At 61.8% G+C, this 19,367-nt stretch carries 15 protein-coding genes; 4 read left to right on the forward strand and 11 right to left on the reverse strand.

What is annotated here, in order from left to right; translation table 11 throughout:
- Nucleotides 1-112 precede the first annotated feature (112 nt).
- The 7 genes from Q8M42_RS14395 to Q8M42_RS14425 all read right to left on the reverse strand — a co-directional run bounded on the left by Q8M42_RS14395 (nt 113) and on the right by Q8M42_RS14425 (nt 7,893).
- On the reverse strand, nt 113-2,074 hold the full coding sequence (locus Q8M42_RS14395) for an acetyl/propionyl/methylcrotonyl-CoA carboxylase subunit alpha (RefSeq protein ID WP_304869236.1): 1,962 nt from the start codon (nt 2,072-2,074) through the stop codon (nt 113-115).
- A gap of 64 nt (nt 2,075-2,138) precedes the next feature.
- On the reverse strand, nt 2,139-2,933 hold the full coding sequence (locus Q8M42_RS14400) for a gamma-carboxygeranoyl-CoA hydratase (RefSeq protein ID WP_304869234.1): 795 nt from the start codon (nt 2,931-2,933) through the stop codon (nt 2,139-2,141).
- Between the two features lie 96 nt (nt 2,934-3,029).
- On the reverse strand, nt 3,030-4,637 hold the full coding sequence (locus Q8M42_RS14405; RefSeq protein WP_304869233.1) for a carboxyl transferase domain-containing protein: 1,608 nt from the start codon (nt 4,635-4,637) through the stop codon (nt 3,030-3,032).
- A gap of 109 nt (nt 4,638-4,746) precedes the next feature.
- Nucleotides 4,747-5,910 carry an isovaleryl-CoA dehydrogenase gene (locus Q8M42_RS14410; RefSeq protein WP_304869231.1) on the reverse strand — a complete coding sequence of 388 codons (1,164 nt, stop codon included), beginning with the start codon at nt 5,908-5,910 and terminating at the stop codon, nt 4,747-4,749.
- A gap of 29 nt (nt 5,911-5,939) precedes the next feature.
- Nucleotides 5,940-6,341, reverse strand: coding sequence for a MerR family DNA-binding transcriptional regulator (locus tag Q8M42_RS14415; protein ID WP_304869230.1), 402 nt, complete (start codon nt 6,339-6,341; stop codon nt 5,940-5,942).
- A 280-nt stretch (nt 6,342-6,621) separates the two neighbouring features.
- Complete coding sequence (locus tag Q8M42_RS14420; protein ID WP_304869228.1) at nt 6,622-6,843, reverse strand: hypothetical protein; 222 nt, start codon at nt 6,841-6,843, stop codon at nt 6,622-6,624.
- A gap of 132 nt (nt 6,844-6,975) precedes the next feature.
- Nucleotides 6,976-7,893 (reverse strand): LysR family transcriptional regulator, encoded by a 918-nt coding sequence (locus tag Q8M42_RS14425; RefSeq protein ID WP_304869227.1) that lies wholly within the window; start codon nt 7,891-7,893, stop codon nt 6,976-6,978.
- A gap of 207 nt (nt 7,894-8,100) precedes the next feature.
- On the opposite strand from Q8M42_RS14425, the gene Q8M42_RS14430 reads away from it, so the two are divergent.
- On the forward strand, nt 8,101-9,330 hold the full coding sequence (locus Q8M42_RS14430) for an acyl-CoA dehydrogenase (RefSeq protein ID WP_304869225.1): 1,230 nt from the start codon (nt 8,101-8,103) through the stop codon (nt 9,328-9,330).
- A gap of 54 nt (nt 9,331-9,384) precedes the next feature.
- On the opposite strand, the gene Q8M42_RS14435 is transcribed toward Q8M42_RS14430, so the two are convergent.
- The 4 genes from Q8M42_RS14435 to xthA form a co-directional block, all read right to left on the reverse strand.
- The gene (locus Q8M42_RS14435; protein WP_370692743.1) at nt 9,385-9,636 is read right to left on the reverse strand and encodes a hypothetical protein; all 252 of its coding nucleotides are present in this window, start codon (nt 9,634-9,636) and stop codon (nt 9,385-9,387) included.
- A gap of 58 nt (nt 9,637-9,694) precedes the next feature.
- Nucleotides 9,695-10,444, reverse strand: coding sequence for an ABC transporter substrate-binding protein (locus Q8M42_RS14440; RefSeq protein WP_304869223.1), 750 nt, complete (start codon nt 10,442-10,444; stop codon nt 9,695-9,697).
- 122 nt (nt 10,445-10,566) lie between these two features.
- A complete protein-coding gene (locus Q8M42_RS14445) occupies nt 10,567-11,949 on the reverse strand; it encodes a phosphate ABC transporter substrate-binding/OmpA family protein (RefSeq protein ID WP_304869222.1) in 1,383 nt (460 codons plus the stop codon).
- Between the two features lie 104 nt (nt 11,950-12,053).
- Nucleotides 12,054-12,869, reverse strand: coding sequence for an exodeoxyribonuclease III (gene xthA, locus Q8M42_RS14450; RefSeq protein WP_304869220.1), 816 nt, complete (start codon nt 12,867-12,869; stop codon nt 12,054-12,056).
- Between the two features lie 143 nt (nt 12,870-13,012).
- Here xthA and Q8M42_RS14455 point away from each other — a divergent pair, with 143 nt between their 5' ends.
- The 3 genes from Q8M42_RS14455 to Q8M42_RS14465 all read left to right on the forward strand — a co-directional run bounded on the left by Q8M42_RS14455 (nt 13,013) and on the right by Q8M42_RS14465 (nt 19,152).
- A complete protein-coding gene (locus tag Q8M42_RS14455) occupies nt 13,013-13,654 on the forward strand; it encodes an N-acetyltransferase (RefSeq protein ID WP_304869218.1) in 642 nt (213 codons plus the stop codon).
- Between the two features lie 99 nt (nt 13,655-13,753).
- A complete protein-coding gene (locus Q8M42_RS14460) occupies nt 13,754-15,481 on the forward strand; it encodes an autotransporter assembly complex family protein (protein WP_304869216.1) in 1,728 nt (575 codons plus the stop codon).
- The gene (locus Q8M42_RS14465) at nt 15,478-19,152 is read left to right on the forward strand and encodes a translocation/assembly module TamB domain-containing protein (RefSeq protein WP_304869214.1); all 3,675 of its coding nucleotides are present in this window, start codon (nt 15,478-15,480) and stop codon (nt 19,150-19,152) included. Before Q8M42_RS14460 ends, Q8M42_RS14465 begins: the two co-directional genes overlap by 4 nt.
- Nucleotides 19,153-19,367: the final 215 nt, after the last annotated feature.

A 19,367-nucleotide genomic window follows, 5' to 3' on the forward strand; every position in this document is an offset into this window, starting at 1 on the left:
TCGTTGTTTATTTCGATGGGGCGCGCGCTTAGGTGAATTACTGCGTTGTAGGAGGCGCTTTAGCGGCGAGCTTTTTATCGCTGATCGCGGCTAAAGCCCCTCCTACAAAAGGTTATGCGCTGATTTCTTCAAGCTCCACCAGTACCGCGCCCTCACTGACCATCTCGCCTTCATTGCAATACAGCGCCTTTACCGTACCGGCATGGGCGGCGCGGATGCTGTGTTCCATCTTCATCGCTTCCAGCACCACCAGCGCAGTGCCGGCTTCGACCGGCTGGCCGGCTTCCACCAGCACCCGCACGATACTGCCGTTCATTGGGGCGGTCAGACCGCCGTGATGCTGATGGCTGGCTTCCACTTCGGCAATCGGGTCGACGCGTTGGATGCTGCGCAGCTCGCCGGCATAGTGCAGGTACAGGGTATCGCCGCGACGAATTGCCAGATGCTGCTGGCGCAGGCCATCGCGCTCTACCTGCAGGACTTCGCCCTGTAATTGCACAGTGGAAGCCGAAGCATGGCGCAGGCGTACCACCTGGCGCTCGCCCTGGCAGCTCAGGTGCAAGTCGGTTTCTGCCGGCAGGCCCAGACGCAGGCCGTTGTTGCGTGACCAGGGCGAATGGAAATCGTCGTGGCGTTGCTGCGGCGCTTCGCTCTGCACAAAGGCTTCGGCGGCCAGTTGCCAGAATTCGGCGGGCAATTCGCTCACTGGCGGCAGCAGCTGCGCTTCATGGCGCGGGATAAAGCCGGTGTCCAGCTCCGCATTGGCAAAGGCCGGGTGGGCCAGTACGCGGGTGAGAAAGGCCAGGTTGGTTCTGACGCCGCCCACGCAGGTTTCTTTAAGCATGGCCAGCAGGCGCAGCCGTGCTTCCTCGCGGTTTTCGCCCCAGGCGATCAGCTTGCCAAGCATCGGGTCATAGAAGGGCGAGACTTCATCGCCTTCGCTGACGCCGCTGTCTACCCGGCGACCTGGGCCGGCAGCGGCTTCGCGGTACAACGCCAGGGTGCCGGTGGCCGGGAGAAAGTCGTTGTCCGGATCTTCCGCATACAGCCGCACCTCGATGGCGTGGCCAATCAGAGGCACCTGATCCTGGCTGATCGGCAGCACCTCGCCACGGGCTACGCGAATCTGCCAGGCGACCAGATCCAGGCCGGTGATCAGCTCGGTCACCGGGTGCTCGACCTGCAGACGGGTGTTCATCTCCATAAAGAAGAAATCGCCGCGCTCATCCAGCAGAAACTCCACGGTGCCGGCGCCGACATAGCCGATGGCCTGAGCAGCCTTGACCGCAGCCTCGCCCATGGCGCAACGCAGTTCCGCTAACAGACCCGGAGCCGGTGCTTCTTCGACGACCTTCTGGTGACGCCGCTGGATCGAGCAGTCGCGCTCATTCAGGTACAGGCAGTTGCCATGCGAGTCGGCAAAAACCTGAATCTCCACATGGCGCGGCTTGAGGACGTATTTTTCCACCAGCATGCGCGAGTCACCGAACGACGATTGCGCCTCGCGCTGGGCGCTGGCCAGGGCTTCGGCCAGTTCGCTTTCACGCTCGACCACTTTCATGCCCTTGCCACCACCACCGGCCGCCGCCTTGAGCAGCACGGGGTAGCCGATTGCGTTCGAGGCTGCGCGGAAGGTTTCTACATCCTGTGCTTCGCCGTGATAGCCCGGCACCAGCGGTACGCCGGCGGCTTCCATCAGCGCCTTGGCGGCCGATTTGCTGCCCATGGCGTCGATGGCCGAGGCGGGCGGGCCGAGAAAGATCAGCCCGGCTGCTTCGATGGCGCGAGCAAAGCCGGCGTTTTCCGAAAGAAAGCCATAACCGGGATGGATCGCCTGGGCACCACTGGCCTTGGCCGCAGCGATCAGCGCGTCGATTCGCAGGTAGCTGTCCGCCGGTTTGGCACCGCCCAGATTGACCGCCAGATCGGCTTCGCGCACATGGCGGGCGTTGGCGTCGATGGCGCTGTGCACCGCCACGGTTTGGATGCCCATGGCTTGGGCCGTGCGCATCACCCGGCAGGCGATCTCGCCACGGTTGGCCACCAGCAGGGTATCGATAGGCTTAAGGCTCATGCTTGTGGCTCCTGCCGGAGGTATGGGCGTTTATCCAGCCGGCTATTGCGGGGGATATTCATGCTTATTGCTCCTGCCAGGCGGGCTTGCGTTTATCCAGAAAGGCGCGCAGACCTTCCTGGCCTTCGGGGCTGACGCGGATACGGGCAATCGCGTTCTCGGTATAACGGCGCAGCGCTGGAGTCAGCACGCCGCTGCCCACTTCGCGCAGCAAATCCTTGCTGGCGAGCATCGCCTGCGGGCTATTGAGCAGCAATGTGTCGACCCACTCGGCCACGGCCTGCTCCAGGGCATCGGCGGCATAGCATTCGGCAAACAGCCCCAGCTCCTGCGCGCGCTGGCCGCTAAAGCGCTCAGCCGTCAGGGCGTAGCGCCGTGCTGCACGTTCGCCAATCGCCTGTACGACAAAGGGGCTGATCACCGCTGGCGCCAGGCCGATGCGCACTTCGGACAGACACAGCTGGGCGTCATTGGCGCCGATGGCCATATCGCAGCAGCTGATCAGCCCCAGGGCGCCGCCGAAGGCCGCGCCCTGCACCACGGCCAGGGTGGGGATCTTCAGCTGATACAGGTTGTGCATCAGCTCGGCCAGCTCGCGCGAGTCGGCCAGGTTGGCGTTGTAGTCCAGGGTTGCCGCGTGCTGCATCCAGGCCAGGTCGGCGCCGGCGGAGAAGTGCTTGCCACGGCCGCGCAGCAGCAGGAAGCGCAGGCTTTTGTCGGCCATTACCGCGTCAAGGGCGAGAATCAGCTCGCGGATCATCTCGGCGTTAAAGGCGTTGTTCTTGTCCGCGCGATTGAGCCAGAGGGTGGCAAAACCGCGTGGGTCTGTTTGTAGTTCGAGGGTGTTGAAGTCGGTCATGGTCACTCACTGGGGCGCGTGCGTTGCACCTGTAGGATGGGTGCTAACCCATCAAACGATATCGATGGGTTGCACCCATCCTACGGTTTGTCCTGATTACATTCTGAACACACCAAAGGTGGTCGGCTCAATCGGCGCGTTAAGGCTGGCGGACAGCGCCAGGCCCAATATCTCGCGGGTTTGCGCCGGGTCGATAACACCGTCGTCCCACAGGCGGGCGCTGGAGTAGTAGGGATGGCCCTGGCGCTCGTACTGTTCGAGGATCGGCTGCTTGAGCGCCGCCTCATCCTCGGCGGAGAAGCGCTGCCCGGCGCGGGCGGCCTGTTCGTGTTTGACCTGCACCAGTACGCCGGCGGCCTGTTCGGCACCCATCACGCCGATGCGCGCATTCGGCCACATCCACAAAAAGCGTGGATCGTAGGCGCGGCCGCACATGCCGTAGTTACCGGCGCCGAAGCTGCCGCCGATGATCACGGTGAATTTCGGCACCTTGGCGCACGCCACTGCGTTGACCAGTTTGGCGCCGTGCTTGGCGATGCCGCCGGCCTCGTACTTCTGCCCGACCATAAAGCCGGTGATGTTCTGCAAAAACAGCAGCGGAATGCCGCGCTGGCAGGCCAGCTCGATAAAGTGCGCGCCTTTTTGTGCAGACTCGGCGAATAAGATCCCGTTATTGGCGAGGATCGCCACCGGATAGCCGTGGATATGCGCAAAACCGCAGACCAGGGTGGCGCCAAACAGTGCCTTGAACTCATCGAATACGCTGCCATCGACGGTGCGGGCGATCACTTCACGCACATCGAACGGCTGCTTGGCATCTGCCGGAATCACCCCGTACAGCTCTTCGCCGCTGTACAGCGGATTGATCGGTGCGCGGTTGTTGAGCACGCCGAGCTTGCGCCAGTTGAGATTGCTGATGCTACGCCGGGCCAAGGCCAGGGCATGTTCGTCGTTGTCGGCGTAATGGTCGGCCACGCCGCTGGTTTTGCAGTGCACATCGGCACCACCGAGGTCTTCAGCGCTGACCACCTCACCGGTGGCGGCTTTTACCAGCGGCGGTCCGGCGAGGAAGATGGTGGCCTGGTTGCGCACCATGATCGCTTCATCGGCCATGGCTGGCACATAGGCGCCGCCAGCGGTGCAGGAGCCCATGACCACGGCGATTTGCGGGATGCCCATGGCTGACATATTGGCCTGGTTGAAGAAGATCCGCCCGAAGTGCTCGCGGTCCGGGAACACTTCATCCTGACGCGGCAGGTTGGCGCCGCCGGAATCCACCAGGTAGATGCACGGCAGGCGGTTCTGCTGAGCGATGGTCTGCGCGCGCAGGTGTTTTTTCACCGTCAGTGGGTAGTAGCTGCCGCCTTTTACCGTGGCGTCGTTGGCCACGATCATGCACTCGACACCCTCGACCCGGCCGATACCGGCCACCACACCAGCCGCCGGTACATCCTCACCGTAGACCTCGTAGGCAGCCAACTGGCCGATTTCCAGAAAGGGCGAGCCGATATCCAGCAGGCGATTAATGCGTTCACGCGGCAGCAACTTGCCGCGCGAGGTGTGGCGTTCCTGGGCCTTGGTACCGCCGCCTTCATGAACGCGGGCGAGCAGGGCGCGCAGGTCGTTTACCTGGGTAAGCATTGCCGCACTATTGGCGGCGAACTCTGGTGAGCGGGTGTTGATCTGGGTGTGCAGGATGGCCATTCGGCTCACTCCATTCGTAGCCCGGATGCAATCCGGGGACACTGTGTCGCACCAACTGCTCCCGGATTGCGCCAAGGCTTATCCGGGCTACGGTTCCTGCGGCTTATGGTTATTTCGTCTCGTTAAACAGCTCACGGCCGATCAGCATTCGGCGGATTTCGCTGGTGCCGGCGCCAATCTCATAGAGCTTGGCGTCGCGCAGCAGGCGGCCGGCCGGGTACTCGTTGGTGTAGCCGTTACCGCCGAGCAGCTGGATGGTGTCCAGGGCCATTTTGGTGGCCATTTCGGCGGTGTAGAGGATCACTGCGGCGGCGTCCTTGCGCGATTCCTCACCGCGATCACAGGCTTTGGCGACGTTGTAGAGGTAGGACTTGGAGGCGTTCATGCCGGCGTACATATCGGCCAGCTTGCCCTGCACCAGCTGGAACTCGCCGATCGACTGCTTGAACTGCTGACGCTCGTGCACGTAGGGCAGCACGACGTCCATGCAGGCGGTCATGATTCCGGTGGGGCCGCCCGAAAGCACGGTGCGCTCGTAGTCCAGGCCGCTCATCAGCACGCGTACGCCGCCGCCTTCGGCGCCAAGGATGTTCTCTTCCGGTACTTCGCAATCCTCGAACACCAACTCGCAGGTGTTGGAGCCGCGCATGCCCAGCTTGTCCAGCTTCTGGTGGCGGGAGAAGCCCTTGTAGTCACGCTCGACGATAAACGCGGTCATGCCGCGTGAGCCGGCGCTGATGTCGGTCTTGGCGTAGATCACGTAGGTGTGGGCGTCGGGGCCGTTGGTGATCCACATCTTATTGCCGTTGAGCACGTAGCGGTCGCCGCGCTTCTCGGCACGCAGCTTCATCGACACCACGTCAGAGCCGGCATTCGGCTCGCTCATGGCTAATGCACCAATGTGCTCGCCGGAGCACAGCTTGGGCAGGTACTTGGCCTTCTGCGCGTGGGTGCCGTTCTTGCGGATCTGGTTCAGGCACAGGTTGGAGTGCGCGCCGTAGGACAGGCCGACCGAGGCCGAGGCGCGGCTGATCTCTTCCATGGCCACCACATGCGCCAGGTAACCCATATGGGTGCCGCCGTATTCCTCTTCCACGGTCATGCCGAGCAGGCCCATGTCGCCAAACTTGCGCCACATGTCCATGGGGAACTCGTTGTCGCGGTCGATCTGCGCGGCGCGCGGCGCCAATTCGGCTTGTGAGAACTGATACACCGAGTCGCGCAGCATATCGATGGTCTCGCCGAGACCGAAGTTGAGGGATGGGTAGCTCATGGTTCCACCTGTAATTGTTCGAATTAAGTTCAGGAGATAACGGATTGTTTTTTATCAGTTTCAGCTAAAGCCGCCAGGCAGCGCTCTTCGGCGGTATCCAGCTCAAGCTGCATCTGTTCGATGTCCAGCAGTTGCTGCTGCAGCTGGGCGCGGCGTTCGGCGATCTTCGCCATAAAGGTGTGCAACTGCTTGTGATTGCCGTGCACCGGGTCGTACAGCTCGATCAGTTCCCTGCACTCGGCCAGGGAAAAGCCGATGCGCTTGCCGCGCAGGATCAGCTTGAGGGTGACCTTGTCCTTGGCCGTGTAGATACGTTCCTGGCCGCGACGTTCGGGGCAGAGCATCTGCTGCTCTTCATAGAAGCGAATGGCGCGGGTGGTGATGTCCAGCTCGCGGGCCAGTTCGGAAATAGAGTAGGTGGTGGCGGACATACGGCAGCGCTCTTGTTTACCTTTACGTTAACGTAAGGCTGCGGACCGATTTAGTCAACTCGATTGATTAAGCACCGAGTGAGTGGAGTTTTTAGCGGGCATTGATCAATTTAAAAACAATGGGTTAGAGCAATAAGCTAAACAAGCTGTGACGTATTGAGATGAGACTACCAGTTGGGCTGTTTACCCTGGGATAAGCGATGGGTCGCGAACGGGCCGCCGCGCAGGCCAATAGCACGGCAGTCACGTGTTGTGCCGGTCAATCAGTCCTGGGTGCGACTCAAGGCTTTCTACCGGCAAAGCCGAACAGCAAACCGCCCGCGAGTATCGCCCCGATGCCCGCCCAAACAGGCACGTTGACTCTTTCCTTCTCCTGCACCGAAAGTTCGATTGGGCCGAGCTTCACGGCGGTGGTGTCCTTGGTGTAGCTGAAACCGCCATACAGCAGCCCTAACAGGCCCGCCACGATCAGTGCGATGGAGATAATCCGGATTGCATTCATGCTGTGATCCTCGTGCGGCGCCTGAGCTAATCGCCAGCGGTTTCAAAGGCAGGGCCGTCCAAGTCATTGAAGCACAGTGCTGGCATTCGCCAGGCGATTTGCTTGCTCACAACTGGCGCAGTGTATTCGCCTTTAGGCTTTCTTTTCCTGGGCCGTGGCTTGCTGGGAAATCTCGATGATCTGCTCGCGCATCCAGCGGTTGGCCGGGTCCTGGTCAGTGCTTTCGTGCCAGTAGAGGTGGGTTTCCAGCGGCGTCATGTCCTTGATCGGCAGTTCGACAAAGTGCAGGTCGTTACGCCGGGCGAAGCGCTCGGGCACGGTCATGGCCATGTCGGTGCCTTGCAGCACGGTGGTGGCCATCAGGTAATGCTGTGAACGCAGGGCGATCTTGCGCTGGATGCCCATGCGGCCCAGGGCCAGGTCGACATGACCCAGACCGCTGCGCCGGCTGGAGATATGGATATGGGTCATGCCCATGTACTCGTCCAGGCTGATTTTCTCTTTGGCCAGCGGATGGCCACGGCGCATGGCGCACACGTAGCGGTCCTCCATCAGCTTGACGTGGCGCACCTGCGGGTCGGTGTTGAGCGGCGCGTCGACGGCAAAATCCAGGCGGCCAGCGGCCAGCTCTTTAGTGGTTTCGCGGCGCCGGGCCAGCATGCTTTCGATGTTCACGTTCGGCGCTAGGCGGCGCAGGCGCTGGAACAGCGGCGGCAGGACGATGGCCTCGGTGAGGTCGGTCATGCTGATGCGGAAGGTCTTGTTGGCCTGCGCCGGGTTGAAGATGCGGCTTTCCTGCACGGAGATGCGCAGCTGCTGCAGCGCGTTGCGCACCGGGCCGATGATGTTCTGCGCCATTGGCGTGGGCACCATGCCCTGGGCGGTGCGCACAAACAGCGGGTCATTGAAGGTTTCACGCAAACGCGCGAGGGCGTTGGAGACTGCGGGCTGGGTAATGCCGACGATCTGCCCGGCACGGGTCAGATTGGCCTCGGTGTAGATGGCATCGAAGACGACAAAGAGGTTGAGGTCGACCTTGTTCAGATTCATTACACGCTCGCTCCGCAGGTTGTCGGTATTAGGGTCCGTTGCTGTTTCGTTCGTTCGTGAAGAAACGGCAACAGACCCTAATCAATCATATATCGGTGATGAATGTTTATACACGGTGAGAATAGATTAGATAAATCCTAAGCCCTGTTCTAGCATCATTTCCACTTCACCGAACTCCCCAAAAATCAGCGTCAGAAGGTAGCCACCATGGATTTCGCCTACTCCCCCAAGGTTCAGCAGCTGCGTGAACGCGTCACCGCGTTTATGGAGAGCCATGTCTATCCAGCCGAGGCCGTGTTCGAGCAACAGGTCAATGAAGGCGACCGCTGGCAGCCCACCGCGATCATGGAAGAGTTGAAAGCCAAGGCTAAAGCCGAAGGCCTGTGGAACCTGTTTCTGCCGGAGTCCGAGCTGGGTGCCGGGCTGACCAACACCGAATACGCGCCGCTTGCGGAAATCATGGGCAGCTCACTGATCGGTCCTGAGCCGTTCAACTGCGCCGCGCCGGACACCGGCAATATGGAAGTGCTGGTGCGCTACGCCAACGACGCGCAGAAAGAGCAGTGGCTCAAGCCGTTGCTGGACGGCACCATTCGTTCCGCCTTCGCCATGACCGAGCCGGGCGTGGCGTCCTCGGATGCCACCAATATGCAGGCCAGCGCTGTGCGCCAGGGTGATGAGTGGGTGATCAACGGCCGTAAGTGGTGGACTTCCGGCGCGTGCGACCCGCGCTGCAAAATCATGATTTTTATGGGCCTGACCAACCCGGATGGCCCGCGCCATCAACAACACTCGATGATTCTGGTGCCGATGGACGCCCCAGGCGTGAAAGTGCTGCGCCCGCTGCCGGTATTCGGCTACGACGACGCGCCACACGGCCACGCCGAAGTGCTGTTTGAAAACGTCCGTGTACCTTACGAGAACGTGCTGCTGGGCGAGGGCCGTGGCTTCGAGATTGCCCAGGGTCGCCTTGGCCCAGGACGTATCCACCACTGCATGCGCTCCATCGGCATGGCCGAGCGCGCGCTGAAGCTGATGTGTGAGCGCTCGATCAACCGTACCGCCTTCGGCAAGCCGCTGGCCCGTCTGGGCGGCAATATCGATCACATCGCCGACTCGCGCATGGAGATCAATATGGCCCGCCTGCTGACGTTGAACGCGGCTTATATGATGGACACCGTGGGCAACAAGATTGCCGCCAGTGAAATCGCCCAGATCAAGGTGGTTGCGCCCAACGTCGCGCTGAAGGTGATCGACCGTGCAATCCAGATCCACGGCGGCGCCGGGGTTTCCAACGACTTCCCGCTGGCCTACTGGTACGCCATGCAGCGCACCCTGCGCCTGGCCGACGGTCCGGACGAAGTGCACCGCGCGGCTATTGGCAAGTTCGAGATCGGCAAGTACGTGTCGAAAGAGGTAATGAAAGCCAGCCGCTAAAACGCGTTACTGGAAACGCACAAGGCCCGCAACTGCGGGCCTTGTGCGTTGTGGCTAATGCGGTGTTCCCGGCGGAGCAAACTCATCATCGGGATTAGCGCTCTGTTGCAGCCAGAGCAGGCGCATATGCAGTTGCGCGGCAAAGGCGCGGGCGGCTTGTTCCTGATGAAAGATCAGGCTGCGGCGGCCCATGCGCACTTGCCAACGTAGCTTGCCGCGCTGCACCAGCGACTCGATAACAATGCTCGGTGAACTCAAACGATCAATGCTCCTGAACGGGCTGAACATGTCGACAATGGCCAACACCAATATGGCCTAAGCATTAGCCCCTGCGGAAAACTTGGCAAGCGCAGGAACGGGGGATTCAGTTGCTGTACTGGTAGATGATCGGAGCAAAAATGCCCGTGTCGTGGCCATTCTTCAGGCACTGATTGAACTGCTCAAGGAACCAGCCCATCTTCAGCGCTTTGGCAATGCCCATGTGCTTGCTGTCGCTCTTGAATGGCACCGGCAGAGTGCTGAAGGCATCGGGCTGCAAGCCTGGCCAGCTTTGCGCGAGCCTGCGGATATCGACGCTGGAACCGAGCAGGATCGCATCGATGCGCTCGCGCTGCAGCATGCCCAGGCCGCTGCGGGTATCGTTGAAGCCGACGATGGTCAGGGTGCCGTTGGCCACAGCCTCGTCATACGCAGTGCCATAGCTGGTGCCGATGGTGGCGCCGATCAGTTTGTCTTTCAGGTCTGTGATGTTCTGGTAGGCAAACTCGCGGCCTTTCTGCACCACCAGCACGATATGTTCGGTGAAGATCGGCTCGGAAAAGTCGAACAGCGTCAGGCGTTCATCACTGATCGACAAACCGATCACGCCGCCTTCGCTGCGCTCGGCCATGGTGTAGGCGCGTTTCCACGGCATAAGCTGAATCTGGTAGGGCACCTGCATCTGATTCAGGCAGTGTTTGCTGATGTCCACGACAATGCCCTTGGCCTCGCCATCCTCTTCAAAGTATTTGGGGAAGCCATCGTGTGCGCCAAACACCCGGAACACCTCGGCCTGGGCGCTTTGGACAAGCAGTAGAGCCAGTAACAGGATTAGCCGCAGAGGTGTAGCGGGCATGGCAGAACCTCAAATAGAGGCGAGAAAGTCTGTTCAGCTTAGCCACTCGGCGTTGTTAATCACTGCCAGATGCAGCAATTGCTGCAAACAACGCCGGGTTTTCTATGTGGTTAACCCCTGGCCTAGTAAACCCAAACCTCCACCCGACGGTTCTTGATCCGCCCCTCATCGCCGCTGTTGGCAGCCACCGGCAGTTCATCGCCCAGGCCGATGATGTCGCGGAAGATCACGCCGCTCTTGTTCAGCTCGCGACGCACGGCCATGGCGCGCAGCTTGGACAGCAGCTCGGCGCGGGCCGGGTCCGCCTTGGCATCGCCGAAGCCCACCAGCACCACCTTGTCGTGCAGCTTGTTCTGCTCGCGCAGGTAAGCCATCAGCCGGTTGAGGTCGCGCAGGGCCTTGTTGTCGAGGTTGGCACTGCCTTCCTGAAAGCGAAAGTTAACCGACAGACGCTGAGCGTTCTGCGCCAGAGCCTGGTAGTTCGCCGGCATTTGCGCGTTGGCGGGAATTTTTACCGCTTGCACGGTCTGCGCGATAAAACCGTTTTGATCAACAATCGCCTGGCCGCGGACGCTGTGGGCGAACTGCACCAGTGCACGGCCCCAGGGGTTGCTCAAGTCCGGCTGGTTATAGAAGAACAGCCGGCGTGACAGTGGGTAATCCTCGGTGGCGATCAGGGTCAGGCTCGGCAGCATCGGTTGTGAGTCACCGGCGGCAATCGCCACAGCCTTGGCCTGGCGGATATAGGGCAAGCCGATAAAGCCGATGCCGTTAGGGTCCTGACTGACAAAATCAGAGAGTTTTTCGCTGGATTCAAATCGCTTGGCACCAGGTGACAGGGCTTTGCCGTTGGCACTGAGCACCAACTCCTTGAAGGTGTCGAAGGTGCCGGACTTGTCATCACGGGCGTACAGGGTGATGGCGCCGGCTGGTGCACCGAGTTGTGCCCAGTCGCTGATCTCGCCAGCAAATATCTGCGCCAGCTGCGCAGTGTTCAGCGCCGCGATTGGGTTGCTGGGGTGCAGGATGATAGCCAGGCCGTCGAGGGCGATGATCTGCTCGGCGCTGGCGCTTTTCAGGTCACCTAGGCTCAGCAGGCTGGTGGCTTCGCTGTCCTTGATCGGCCGGGACGAGGCGGCCAATTCGGCGCTGCCGTCGGCCAGTGAAGTAAAACCGGTGCCTGAACCGTGGGCCGCCACCTCAATGCTGACGCTGCTGCCATCGGCGGTTTTACCGGTGATCTTCTGCTCGTTTTCTGCGTTGCCTGCCTCAATGCGGATGGCGCTCAGCCCCTGTTCTTCGAATAGGCCTTTGACCAGTGCAGGGCCAAGCCGCGCACCAATGGTGTTGGAGCCCTGAATGCGCAGCACGCTGCTGTTATCGCTGGGGACGGGCAGGGCGGCGAACACCGACCAGGGCAGGGCGTAGCAGATGGAGCCAAGCAGCAGAAAGCTGGCGGTGCGAATCCAGGTATCACGGTCTGAGGCAGCGGAGGCGCGCGACATGCGGCAAACACCTTATATGGGTGAGTGAAAGTGCCGCGACGATAAGACAAAAAAGTGACTGCAATATGACAGTCACTTAACTCTGTGAAGGCCCTGCTACAGGCCTACTGTGCCAGTTCCAGCCAGATCGGCGCGTGATCCGATGGTTTTTCCATGCCGCGCAGGTCGTAGTCGACACCGGCATCCTTGATCCGCGCCTGCAACGCCTGGGAGGCAAGAATCACGTCGATGCGCAGGCCGCGCTTGGGTTCGTCCTCGAAGCCGCGGCTGCGGTAATCGAACCAGCTGAAACGATCATTCACCGCTGGGTTGAGATGGCGGAAGCTGTCGACCAGGCCCCAGCTCTTCAGGGTGGCCAGCCACTCGCGCTCTTCTGGCAGGAAGCTGCATTTACCGGTTTTCAGCCAGCGCAGGCGATTGGGCTCACCAATGCCAATGTCACAATCTTCCGGTGAGATATTGATATCGCCCATCACCACCAGCGCCTGTTCGGGGCTGAACTGGCTGAGCAGCAGCTGTTGCAGGTCGGCATAGAAACGTTGCTTGGCCGGGAACTTGGTCGGGTGGTCGCGGCTTTCGCCTTGCGGGAAGTAGCCATTCATTACCGTGACCGGGTTGCCCTGGGCATCGGCGAAGGTGCCGTAGATAAAACGCCGCTGCGCGTCTTCGGCATCGCCGGGAAAGCCCTTGTGCAGGCTCAACGGTTCCTGACGCGAGAGCAGGGCGACGCCGTAGTGGCCTTTCTGGCCGTGGTAATGCACGTGGTAGCCGAGCTGGCGGATATCCGCCTCGGGGAACTGCTCGTCGGCCACCTTGGTTTCCTGCAGACCGATCACATCCGGCTGGTGTTTCTCGATCAGTGCGGCCAGTTGATGGGGGCGTGCACGCAGGCCATTGATATTGAAGGAGACGATCTTCATGGGCGGCAGTCCTGGCTGTGGCTCTGGAAAGCTCGCGATGCTAGCCCATTAGCGACCCTGCCGGCCAGCCTGTGGCGGTGCTGGGTGCGCGGTGCTAACGTGGCTGCAGGCCCAGTAAATCAAGAACAACAGAGGTCAAGCAGATGCCCAACAGTCTCGCCGAAGTACGCATGCTCGATGGCGGCTATGCCCGCGAAGCACGCTCGCTGCTGTACCACGCCTACCGCCACGACCCCACCTTCGCCTACCTGTTTGAAGCCGAGCGTCCCGGCTATGACCAGCGTGTGCGCGCCACCGTGCGCGAGCTGGTGCAGCAGCACTTTAATGAGGACCTGCCGGCGATTGGCCTGCTGATCGACGACCGCCTGATCGGCATGGCGCTGATCGCACCGCCGCAGCGGCGCATGGACATCACCGAAAGTTGGGGCTGGCGCATGCGCATGCTGCTGACCGCGGGTTTCCGTTGCACCAAGCGCTATCTGGAATACCACGATGCAGTGATCGCCTGCCTGCCGCCGGGGCCGTACCACGTTCTGCCGCTGCTCGGTATTCACCCAGAATACCAGGGCAAGCACCTCGGCGAGCAATTGCTGGAGGCGCTGCACAATTGGTGCGCCGAAGACGCCAGTTCCCAAGGCGTGGTGCTCGATACCGGCAATGGACATTACCTGGATTTCTATAAGCGTCAGGGCTACGAGGAAATCGGCGAAGTGGCCATTGGCCCGATTATCGAGCACGTGTTTTTCCATCCCAGCCCGCAAGTGGCAATCAAGGCCAGCGCCTGAGAATGGCCGACTCGGTGTGTCTGCCGACACATCGAGTCGCAACTATTTGCCCGCACTGCTGCTCTAAGTCGGCCCTGAGCTCGTGCTAGCATCGCCCCCATGTCTGTTTTACCCAACCTTCTCACCGGGCTTTGCCTGCTTTTGCTGAGTGCTGCGGCCCTGGCCGAAGCACAGCTGCGCGTGCGGGTTGAGCCGGCCAATAGCGCGCTGAAAAGCAATATTGAAGGCTATATCGGCAGCCTGGGCGAGCGCGATGCCGAGGCCCTGCAGCGTTATCGTCGGGTGGCCGAGAACCAGGCGGAAAAAGCCGCTCAGGCGCTGGGCTACTACCAGGCGCAGATCACCACCGAAGTCAGCGAGGGCACGACACCGCGCCTGACCCTGCGTATTCAGCCCGGTGAGCCGGTGCGTCTGCGTGATGTGCTGGTACGCGTCGAAGGGCCTGCCGCGCAGCTGCGCGCCTTCCGCACCCCCAATGACCCGCAGCTGCGTAGCGGGGCGCCGCTTAACCACGGGCGTTACGAGGCGGCCAAGCGCGAGATTCAGAATCAGGCCTCGCGCTATGGCTTCTTCGCCGGGCGCTTTAGCAGTCAGCGCCTGACGATTGACCCCGATGCCGGGATTGCCGATATCGAACTGATCTATCTCAGCGGGCCGCGCTATCAACTGGGCGCAGTGAGCTTTGTCGGCGATGCGCCGTTCGATGAGCAGCTGCTGCAGCGCATGGTGCCGTTCCCGGCCGATAGCCCTTATGACTCGGCGCTGATTGCCGAGCTGTATCAGGCGCTGCGCTCCAGCGGTTATTTCGAGTCGGTGCAGGTGGATGCCAACCCTGGCAGCGCTGCGGGCGAGCAGATCCCGGTGCAGGTTCAGCTGCAGGCACGCAAGCCGCGCAGCATGGGCCTGGGGCTGGGGTTCTCTACCGACGTGGGTCCGCGTGGCCGGGCTAATTGGACGCGGCACTGGGCTAACCCGCAAGGGCACAGTTATGGGGCGGAGTTGGAGCTGTCGGCGCCGCGGCAGAATGTCGGGCTGTGGTATGACGTGCCGCTCGACCCACCGCTGACCGACAAGCTGCGCGTGGCCGGCGGTTACCAGGCCGAAGACCTGGCTAATACCGATAGCAGCAGCCGCCTGCTGACCTTCGGCCCGGAATGGCACAGCAAGCTCGACAGCGGCTGGCAGCGCGTGCTCTCGCTAAAGTGGCGGCACGAACAGTACGACCTCGGTGATGACGCCGGCACCAGCACGCTGCTGATGCCGGGCCTGAGTTATTCCTACCTGCACAGTGACAACCAGATCGACCCCAACCACGGCTATCGCCTGCAGCTGGATCTGTCTGGCGCGGCCAAGGGGCTGTTGTCCGATGCCAATGTGCTGCATGGCAATATCCAGCTCAAAGGCCTGACCACTGTATTTAACCGCCATCGACTGCTCGGCCGGGTGCAAGTGGGCGGCACTGAGTCCGACGGCTTTGCCAAGGTGCCGCCATCGCTGCGTTTCTTTGCCGGGGGCGACCAGAGTGTGCGCGGTTATGACTACCAGAGCCTGTCGCCGGAGAACCGTGCCGGCGACAAGATCGGCGGGCGCTATCTGTTTACCAGCAGCCTGGAATACCAATACAGCCTGACCGAGCGCTGGCGCCTGGCGAGCTTTTTCGATCAGGGCAATACCTTCGACTCGCTGCAGATTCCCTCGCTAAAAAGCACGGTGGGCGTTGGCGTGCGCTGGGTGTCGCCGCTGGGGCCGTTGCGCCTCGATCTGGCGCATCCACTGGACGATCAGGGCGGTGTGCGCCTGCATTTCTCCATGGGGCCGGAACTGTGAAGCGCGGGCTACGTTATGGGCTGTTCGGTCTGCTGGGGCTGCTGCTGGTGCTGGTGCTGGCCATCAGTCTGAGCCTGTTATTGGGCACCCAGGCTGGTAGCCGCTGGTTATTGGCGCAGGTGCCGGGCTTGCAGGTGGACGATTTCAATGGCCGCCTGGGCGGTAGCTGGAGCGCGACACAGCTGCGTTGGCGGCAGGGCGATGACAGCGTGCAGGTGATGGCGCCTCGCCTGGAGTGGTCGCCTGTATGTCTGCTGCGCCTGACGCTGTGTATCGAACAGCTGCACAGCGGGCCGATCAGCCTGGTGTTCCCGAATGATCAGCAGCCCAGCAGCGAGCCGTTCAGCCTGCCGGACCTGAGCCTGCCGTTGGCACTGCAACTTGGGCAGGTGCAGATCGACAGCCTGCAGCTCAATGGCGTTGAACAGTTGCAAGGGCTACAGCTGGCCGCGCGCTGGACTGCGCAGGGCATTCAGATCGCTAACCTCAGCCTGCGCACTGCTGACCTGCAGCTGACACTGCAGGGCCAGCTGCAAACCTCTGGCAACTGGCCGCTGCAACTGAGCGGGCAACTGCAATTGCCGGCGCCCGAGCAGCAGGCCTGGCCGGTGGCGCTGCAGCTCAAGGGTGAACTGCGCGAGCGCGTGCAACTGACAGCCAATAGCAGCGGCTATCTGCAAGGTGAGCTGACGGGCTGGCTGCAGCCATTGGCAGAGCATCTGCCGGCACAACTGCGCTTGCAGGTCGCCACCTTCAAGGCCAGCACCGAACTGCCCGATACCTTGAGTCTTGAGCAGGTTGAGCTAAATGCCCAGGGCGATCTGCAGGATGGCTATCAGGTCGCCGGCAGTGCCAGCCTGCCGGCAGCTGAAGGACCGATTGCCTTGGCGCTGGCGGGTTTGCTTAAGGCTGACGGCGCTGCGATCAGCAACTTAAGCCTGACCGCCGAACCTGAGCAGCAGGTACAGATCAGCGGCGAGCTGAACTGGCAGCAGGGCCTGAGCCTGGATAGCCGCTTCAACTGGCAGAATTTCCCCTGGCAGCGTCTGTATCCGCTGGCAGAACCAGCGCCTGTGGCATTACAGGTGCTCAATGGTGAGCTGGCTTATCAGGATGGCAATTACCTTGGCCATTTCGCCGCCGAGCTGGATGGCCCGGCCGGCGCCTTCAGCCTGCAAAGCCCGCTGAGTGGTGATCTGCAGAAACTGTATCTGCCCGAGTTGCGCCTGCAAGCCGGCCAAGGCCGCGCCGAAGGCCAGGTCAGCCTGGGTTTTGCCGAGCAGCTGAGCTGGGATGTGCGGCTGCAGTTGAGTCAGCTTGACCCGGCCTACTGGCTGGCCGAGCTGCCTGGCACACTGGCCGGCCCGTTAAACAGCTCCGGCAGCCTGATCAATCAGCAGCTCAAGCTGAATGCCGATATCGACCTCGCTGGTCGCCTGCGCGGCCAGCCAGCCAAGGTGCTGGCAAAGTTTGCCGGCGGGTTGGAACAGGGCGAGTTGAGTGCCCTGGATATCCGCCTGGGTGATAACCGCATCAGCGGCCAAGCGGTGCTGCGTCAACAGCTGAGCGGTCAGTTGCTGTTGGCAATGCCGCGTCTGGGTCAGCTCTGGCCGGGCTTGCAGGGCCAACTCAATGGCCAGCTGGATTTGGCTGGGAGTCTGCAAGCGCCCCAGGGCCAGTTGCAGCTGCAGGGTCAGCGCCTGGCTTTTGACGACCAGCGCCTGCAACAGCTCAAGCTCGATGCCAGCCTGAACAGTGCCCAGCGTGGCCGAATCACCCTGGAGGCATTGGGTATTCAGCTGGGTGAAACCGAGTTAGGGCGCCTGGATGTCAATGCCGCCGGTGACCAACAGCAACAAAGCCTTGAGCTGCAGCTGCAAGGCCCCCTGCTACAAAGTCAGCTGGCCCTGGCCGGTAAGTTGGACAAGGGCAACTGGCGCGGCAGCCTGAGCCGTGGCGAAGTGCAAAGCGGTGGCCAGGATTGGCGCCTGCAGCAGCCGGCCACGCTGGTGCGGCTGGCCAATGGGCAGCTCAGCCTGGGCGCGCATTGCTGGCGTTCTGGCGAGGCCAGCCTGTGCGGTGCAGAACAGCGCCTGCTGCCGCAGCCCAAGCTGAACTACCAGCTAAGCAACTTCCCCATGGATAGCCTGGCGCAGTGGTGGCCCAAGGACTTCGCCTGGCAAGGCCAGCTCAATGGCCGGCTGCAGCTGGATCTGCCGGCCAGCGGGCCGAATGGCAGCCTGGAGTTGGATGCCGGCAGCGGTATCTGGCGTATTCGTGATCAACAACAGTGGTTGGACTTTGCTTACGACAGCCTGCGCCTGAGCGCGCAATTGCTTCCACAACGCATCGACAGCCTGCTGGAGTTGCGTGGCCCGGCTATCGGCGAGCTGTCGCTGCAGGCCCAGCTTGATCCGCGCCCGGCGAGCAAGCCGCTGTCCGGCAGCTTCCGCCTCAACGGCCTGGACCTGGCGCTGGCGCGCCCGTTTGTGCCGATGGTCGAGCATATCGCCGGGCAACTGAATGGCGCGGGCACCTTGTCAGGCGGTCTGCTGGCCCCGCAGATCAACGGCAACCTGCGCGTGGTCAATGGCGAAGTAAGCGGCGGCGAACTGCCGATGAATATCGAGCAGCTGCAACTGCAGGCGCAGATCGCAGGTGAGCGACTGCAGCTGGAGGGTGCTTGGCGCAGTGGCGAACAAGGTCAGGGCAGCCTGAATGGCGAGCTGAGCTGGGCCGATGGACTGCTGGCGGACATGCAGCTGCGCGGCAGCCGGCTGCCAGTGATGCTGGAGCCCTACGCCGCACTGGAGGTCGCGCCGGATCTACGTTTGCGCTTGCATGATGAGCAGCTGTCGCTGGCCGGCAAGGTGCTGATTCCCAGCGGCAAGATTGAAGTGCGCGAACTGCCGCCCTCAACCGTGCAGGTTTCCAGCGATGCTCGGGTGGTGGGCCGCGACAGCACGCCGCAGCAGGCCACGGCAATTGCCATGGATATTGATGTTGAGGTCGGCCAACAGCGCCTGACTTTCAGCGGCTTTGGCCTGGAGGCCGAGCTGCTTGGCCGCGTGCATATCGGTAATGATCTGGACACCCGTGGCGAGCTAAGCCTGAACAAGGGCCGTTTCCGCGCGTACGGCCAGCGCCTGAATGTGCGCCGCGCGCGTCTGCTGTTCGCCGGGCCGATTGATCAGCCGTTTCTCGATATCGAAGCGGTGCGTCAGGTCGATGACGTAACGGCCGGCCTGCGCCTCAGTGGCAATGCCGCGCAACCGACCAGTACGGTGTTTTCCGAACCGGCCATGAGCCAGGAGCAGGCGCTGTCCTACCTGGTTATGGGCCGGCCGTTGGGGCAGGGCGGCGGTGACAACAATATGCTGGCGCAGGCAGCTCTGGCCCTGGGCATGGCCGGCAGTGCGCCGCTGGTCAATAGCCTGGCGCAGGGCCTGGGCATCAGTGATTTCCAGCTCGACACCCAAGGCTCGGGAGTGACCACCAGTGTGGTGGCCAGCGGCAACCTGTCCGAGCGTCTGAGCCTGCGTTACGGCGTGGGGGTGTTTGAGCCGGCGAATACCATCGCGCTGCGCTACGAACTGAGCCGCAAGCTCTATCTCGAGGCTGCGAGCGGGTTGGCCAGTTCTCTGGATTTATTCTATCGGCGCGATTTCTAGGCCATGTTTCTGCGGGGTGAGGCTGGATTAGCCCAGTTAATTCGCGTTTAAATTGCGCCCCTCGCTCAAAACGTCTGAGCGTTGAAATCTAAACAGTGAAAACCACTATCACAGTCTTCATATACTGACCGCCGCTGATCACCGGGCAGTCGTTGTGCTGACTGGTATAGCCCGATCGGTTGTTTGCAAGCGCGCCAACCCGGCTCGTGTTCTGC

This window comes from Pseudomonas sp. (genome assembly GCF_030684895.1).
Classification (GTDB): domain Bacteria; phylum Pseudomonadota; class Gammaproteobacteria; order Pseudomonadales; family Pseudomonadaceae; genus Aquipseudomonas.

Bases quoted from the DNA above. Each gene is read 5' to 3' on its own strand.
- Q8M42_RS14395 (WP_304869236.1), bottom strand. From the start codon at position 2,074: ATGAGCCTTAAGCCTATCGATACCCTGCTGGTGGCCAACCGTGGCGAG.
- Q8M42_RS14400 (WP_304869234.1), bottom strand. From the start codon at position 2,933: ATGACCGACTTCAACACCCTCGAACTACAAACAGACCCACGCGGTTTT.
- Q8M42_RS14405 (WP_304869233.1), bottom strand. From the start codon at position 4,637: ATGGCCATCCTGCACACCCAGATCAACACCCGCTCACCAGAGTTCGCC.
- Q8M42_RS14410 (WP_304869231.1), bottom strand. From the start codon at position 5,910: ATGAGCTACCCATCCCTCAACTTCGGTCTCGGCGAGACCATCGATATG.
- Q8M42_RS14415 (WP_304869230.1), bottom strand. From the start codon at position 6,341: ATGTCCGCCACCACCTACTCTATTTCCGAACTGGCCCGCGAGCTGGAC.
- Q8M42_RS14420 (WP_304869228.1), bottom strand. From the start codon at position 6,843: ATGAATGCAATCCGGATTATCTCCATCGCACTGATCGTGGCGGGCCTG.
- Q8M42_RS14425 (WP_304869227.1), bottom strand. From the start codon at position 7,893: ATGAATCTGAACAAGGTCGACCTCAACCTCTTTGTCGTCTTCGATGCC.
- Q8M42_RS14430 (WP_304869225.1), top strand. From the start codon at position 8,101: ATGGATTTCGCCTACTCCCCCAAGGTTCAGCAGCTGCGTGAACGCGTC.
- Q8M42_RS14440 (WP_304869223.1), bottom strand. From the start codon at position 10,444: ATGCCCGCTACACCTCTGCGGCTAATCCTGTTACTGGCTCTACTGCTT.
- Q8M42_RS14445 (WP_304869222.1), bottom strand. From the start codon at position 11,949: ATGTCGCGCGCCTCCGCTGCCTCAGACCGTGATACCTGGATTCGCACC.
- xthA (WP_304869220.1), bottom strand. From the start codon at position 12,869: ATGAAGATCGTCTCCTTCAATATCAATGGCCTGCGTGCACGCCCCCAT.
- Q8M42_RS14455 (WP_304869218.1), top strand. From the start codon at position 13,013: ATGCCCAACAGTCTCGCCGAAGTACGCATGCTCGATGGCGGCTATGCC.
- Q8M42_RS14460 (WP_304869216.1), top strand. From the start codon at position 13,754: ATGTCTGTTTTACCCAACCTTCTCACCGGGCTTTGCCTGCTTTTGCTG.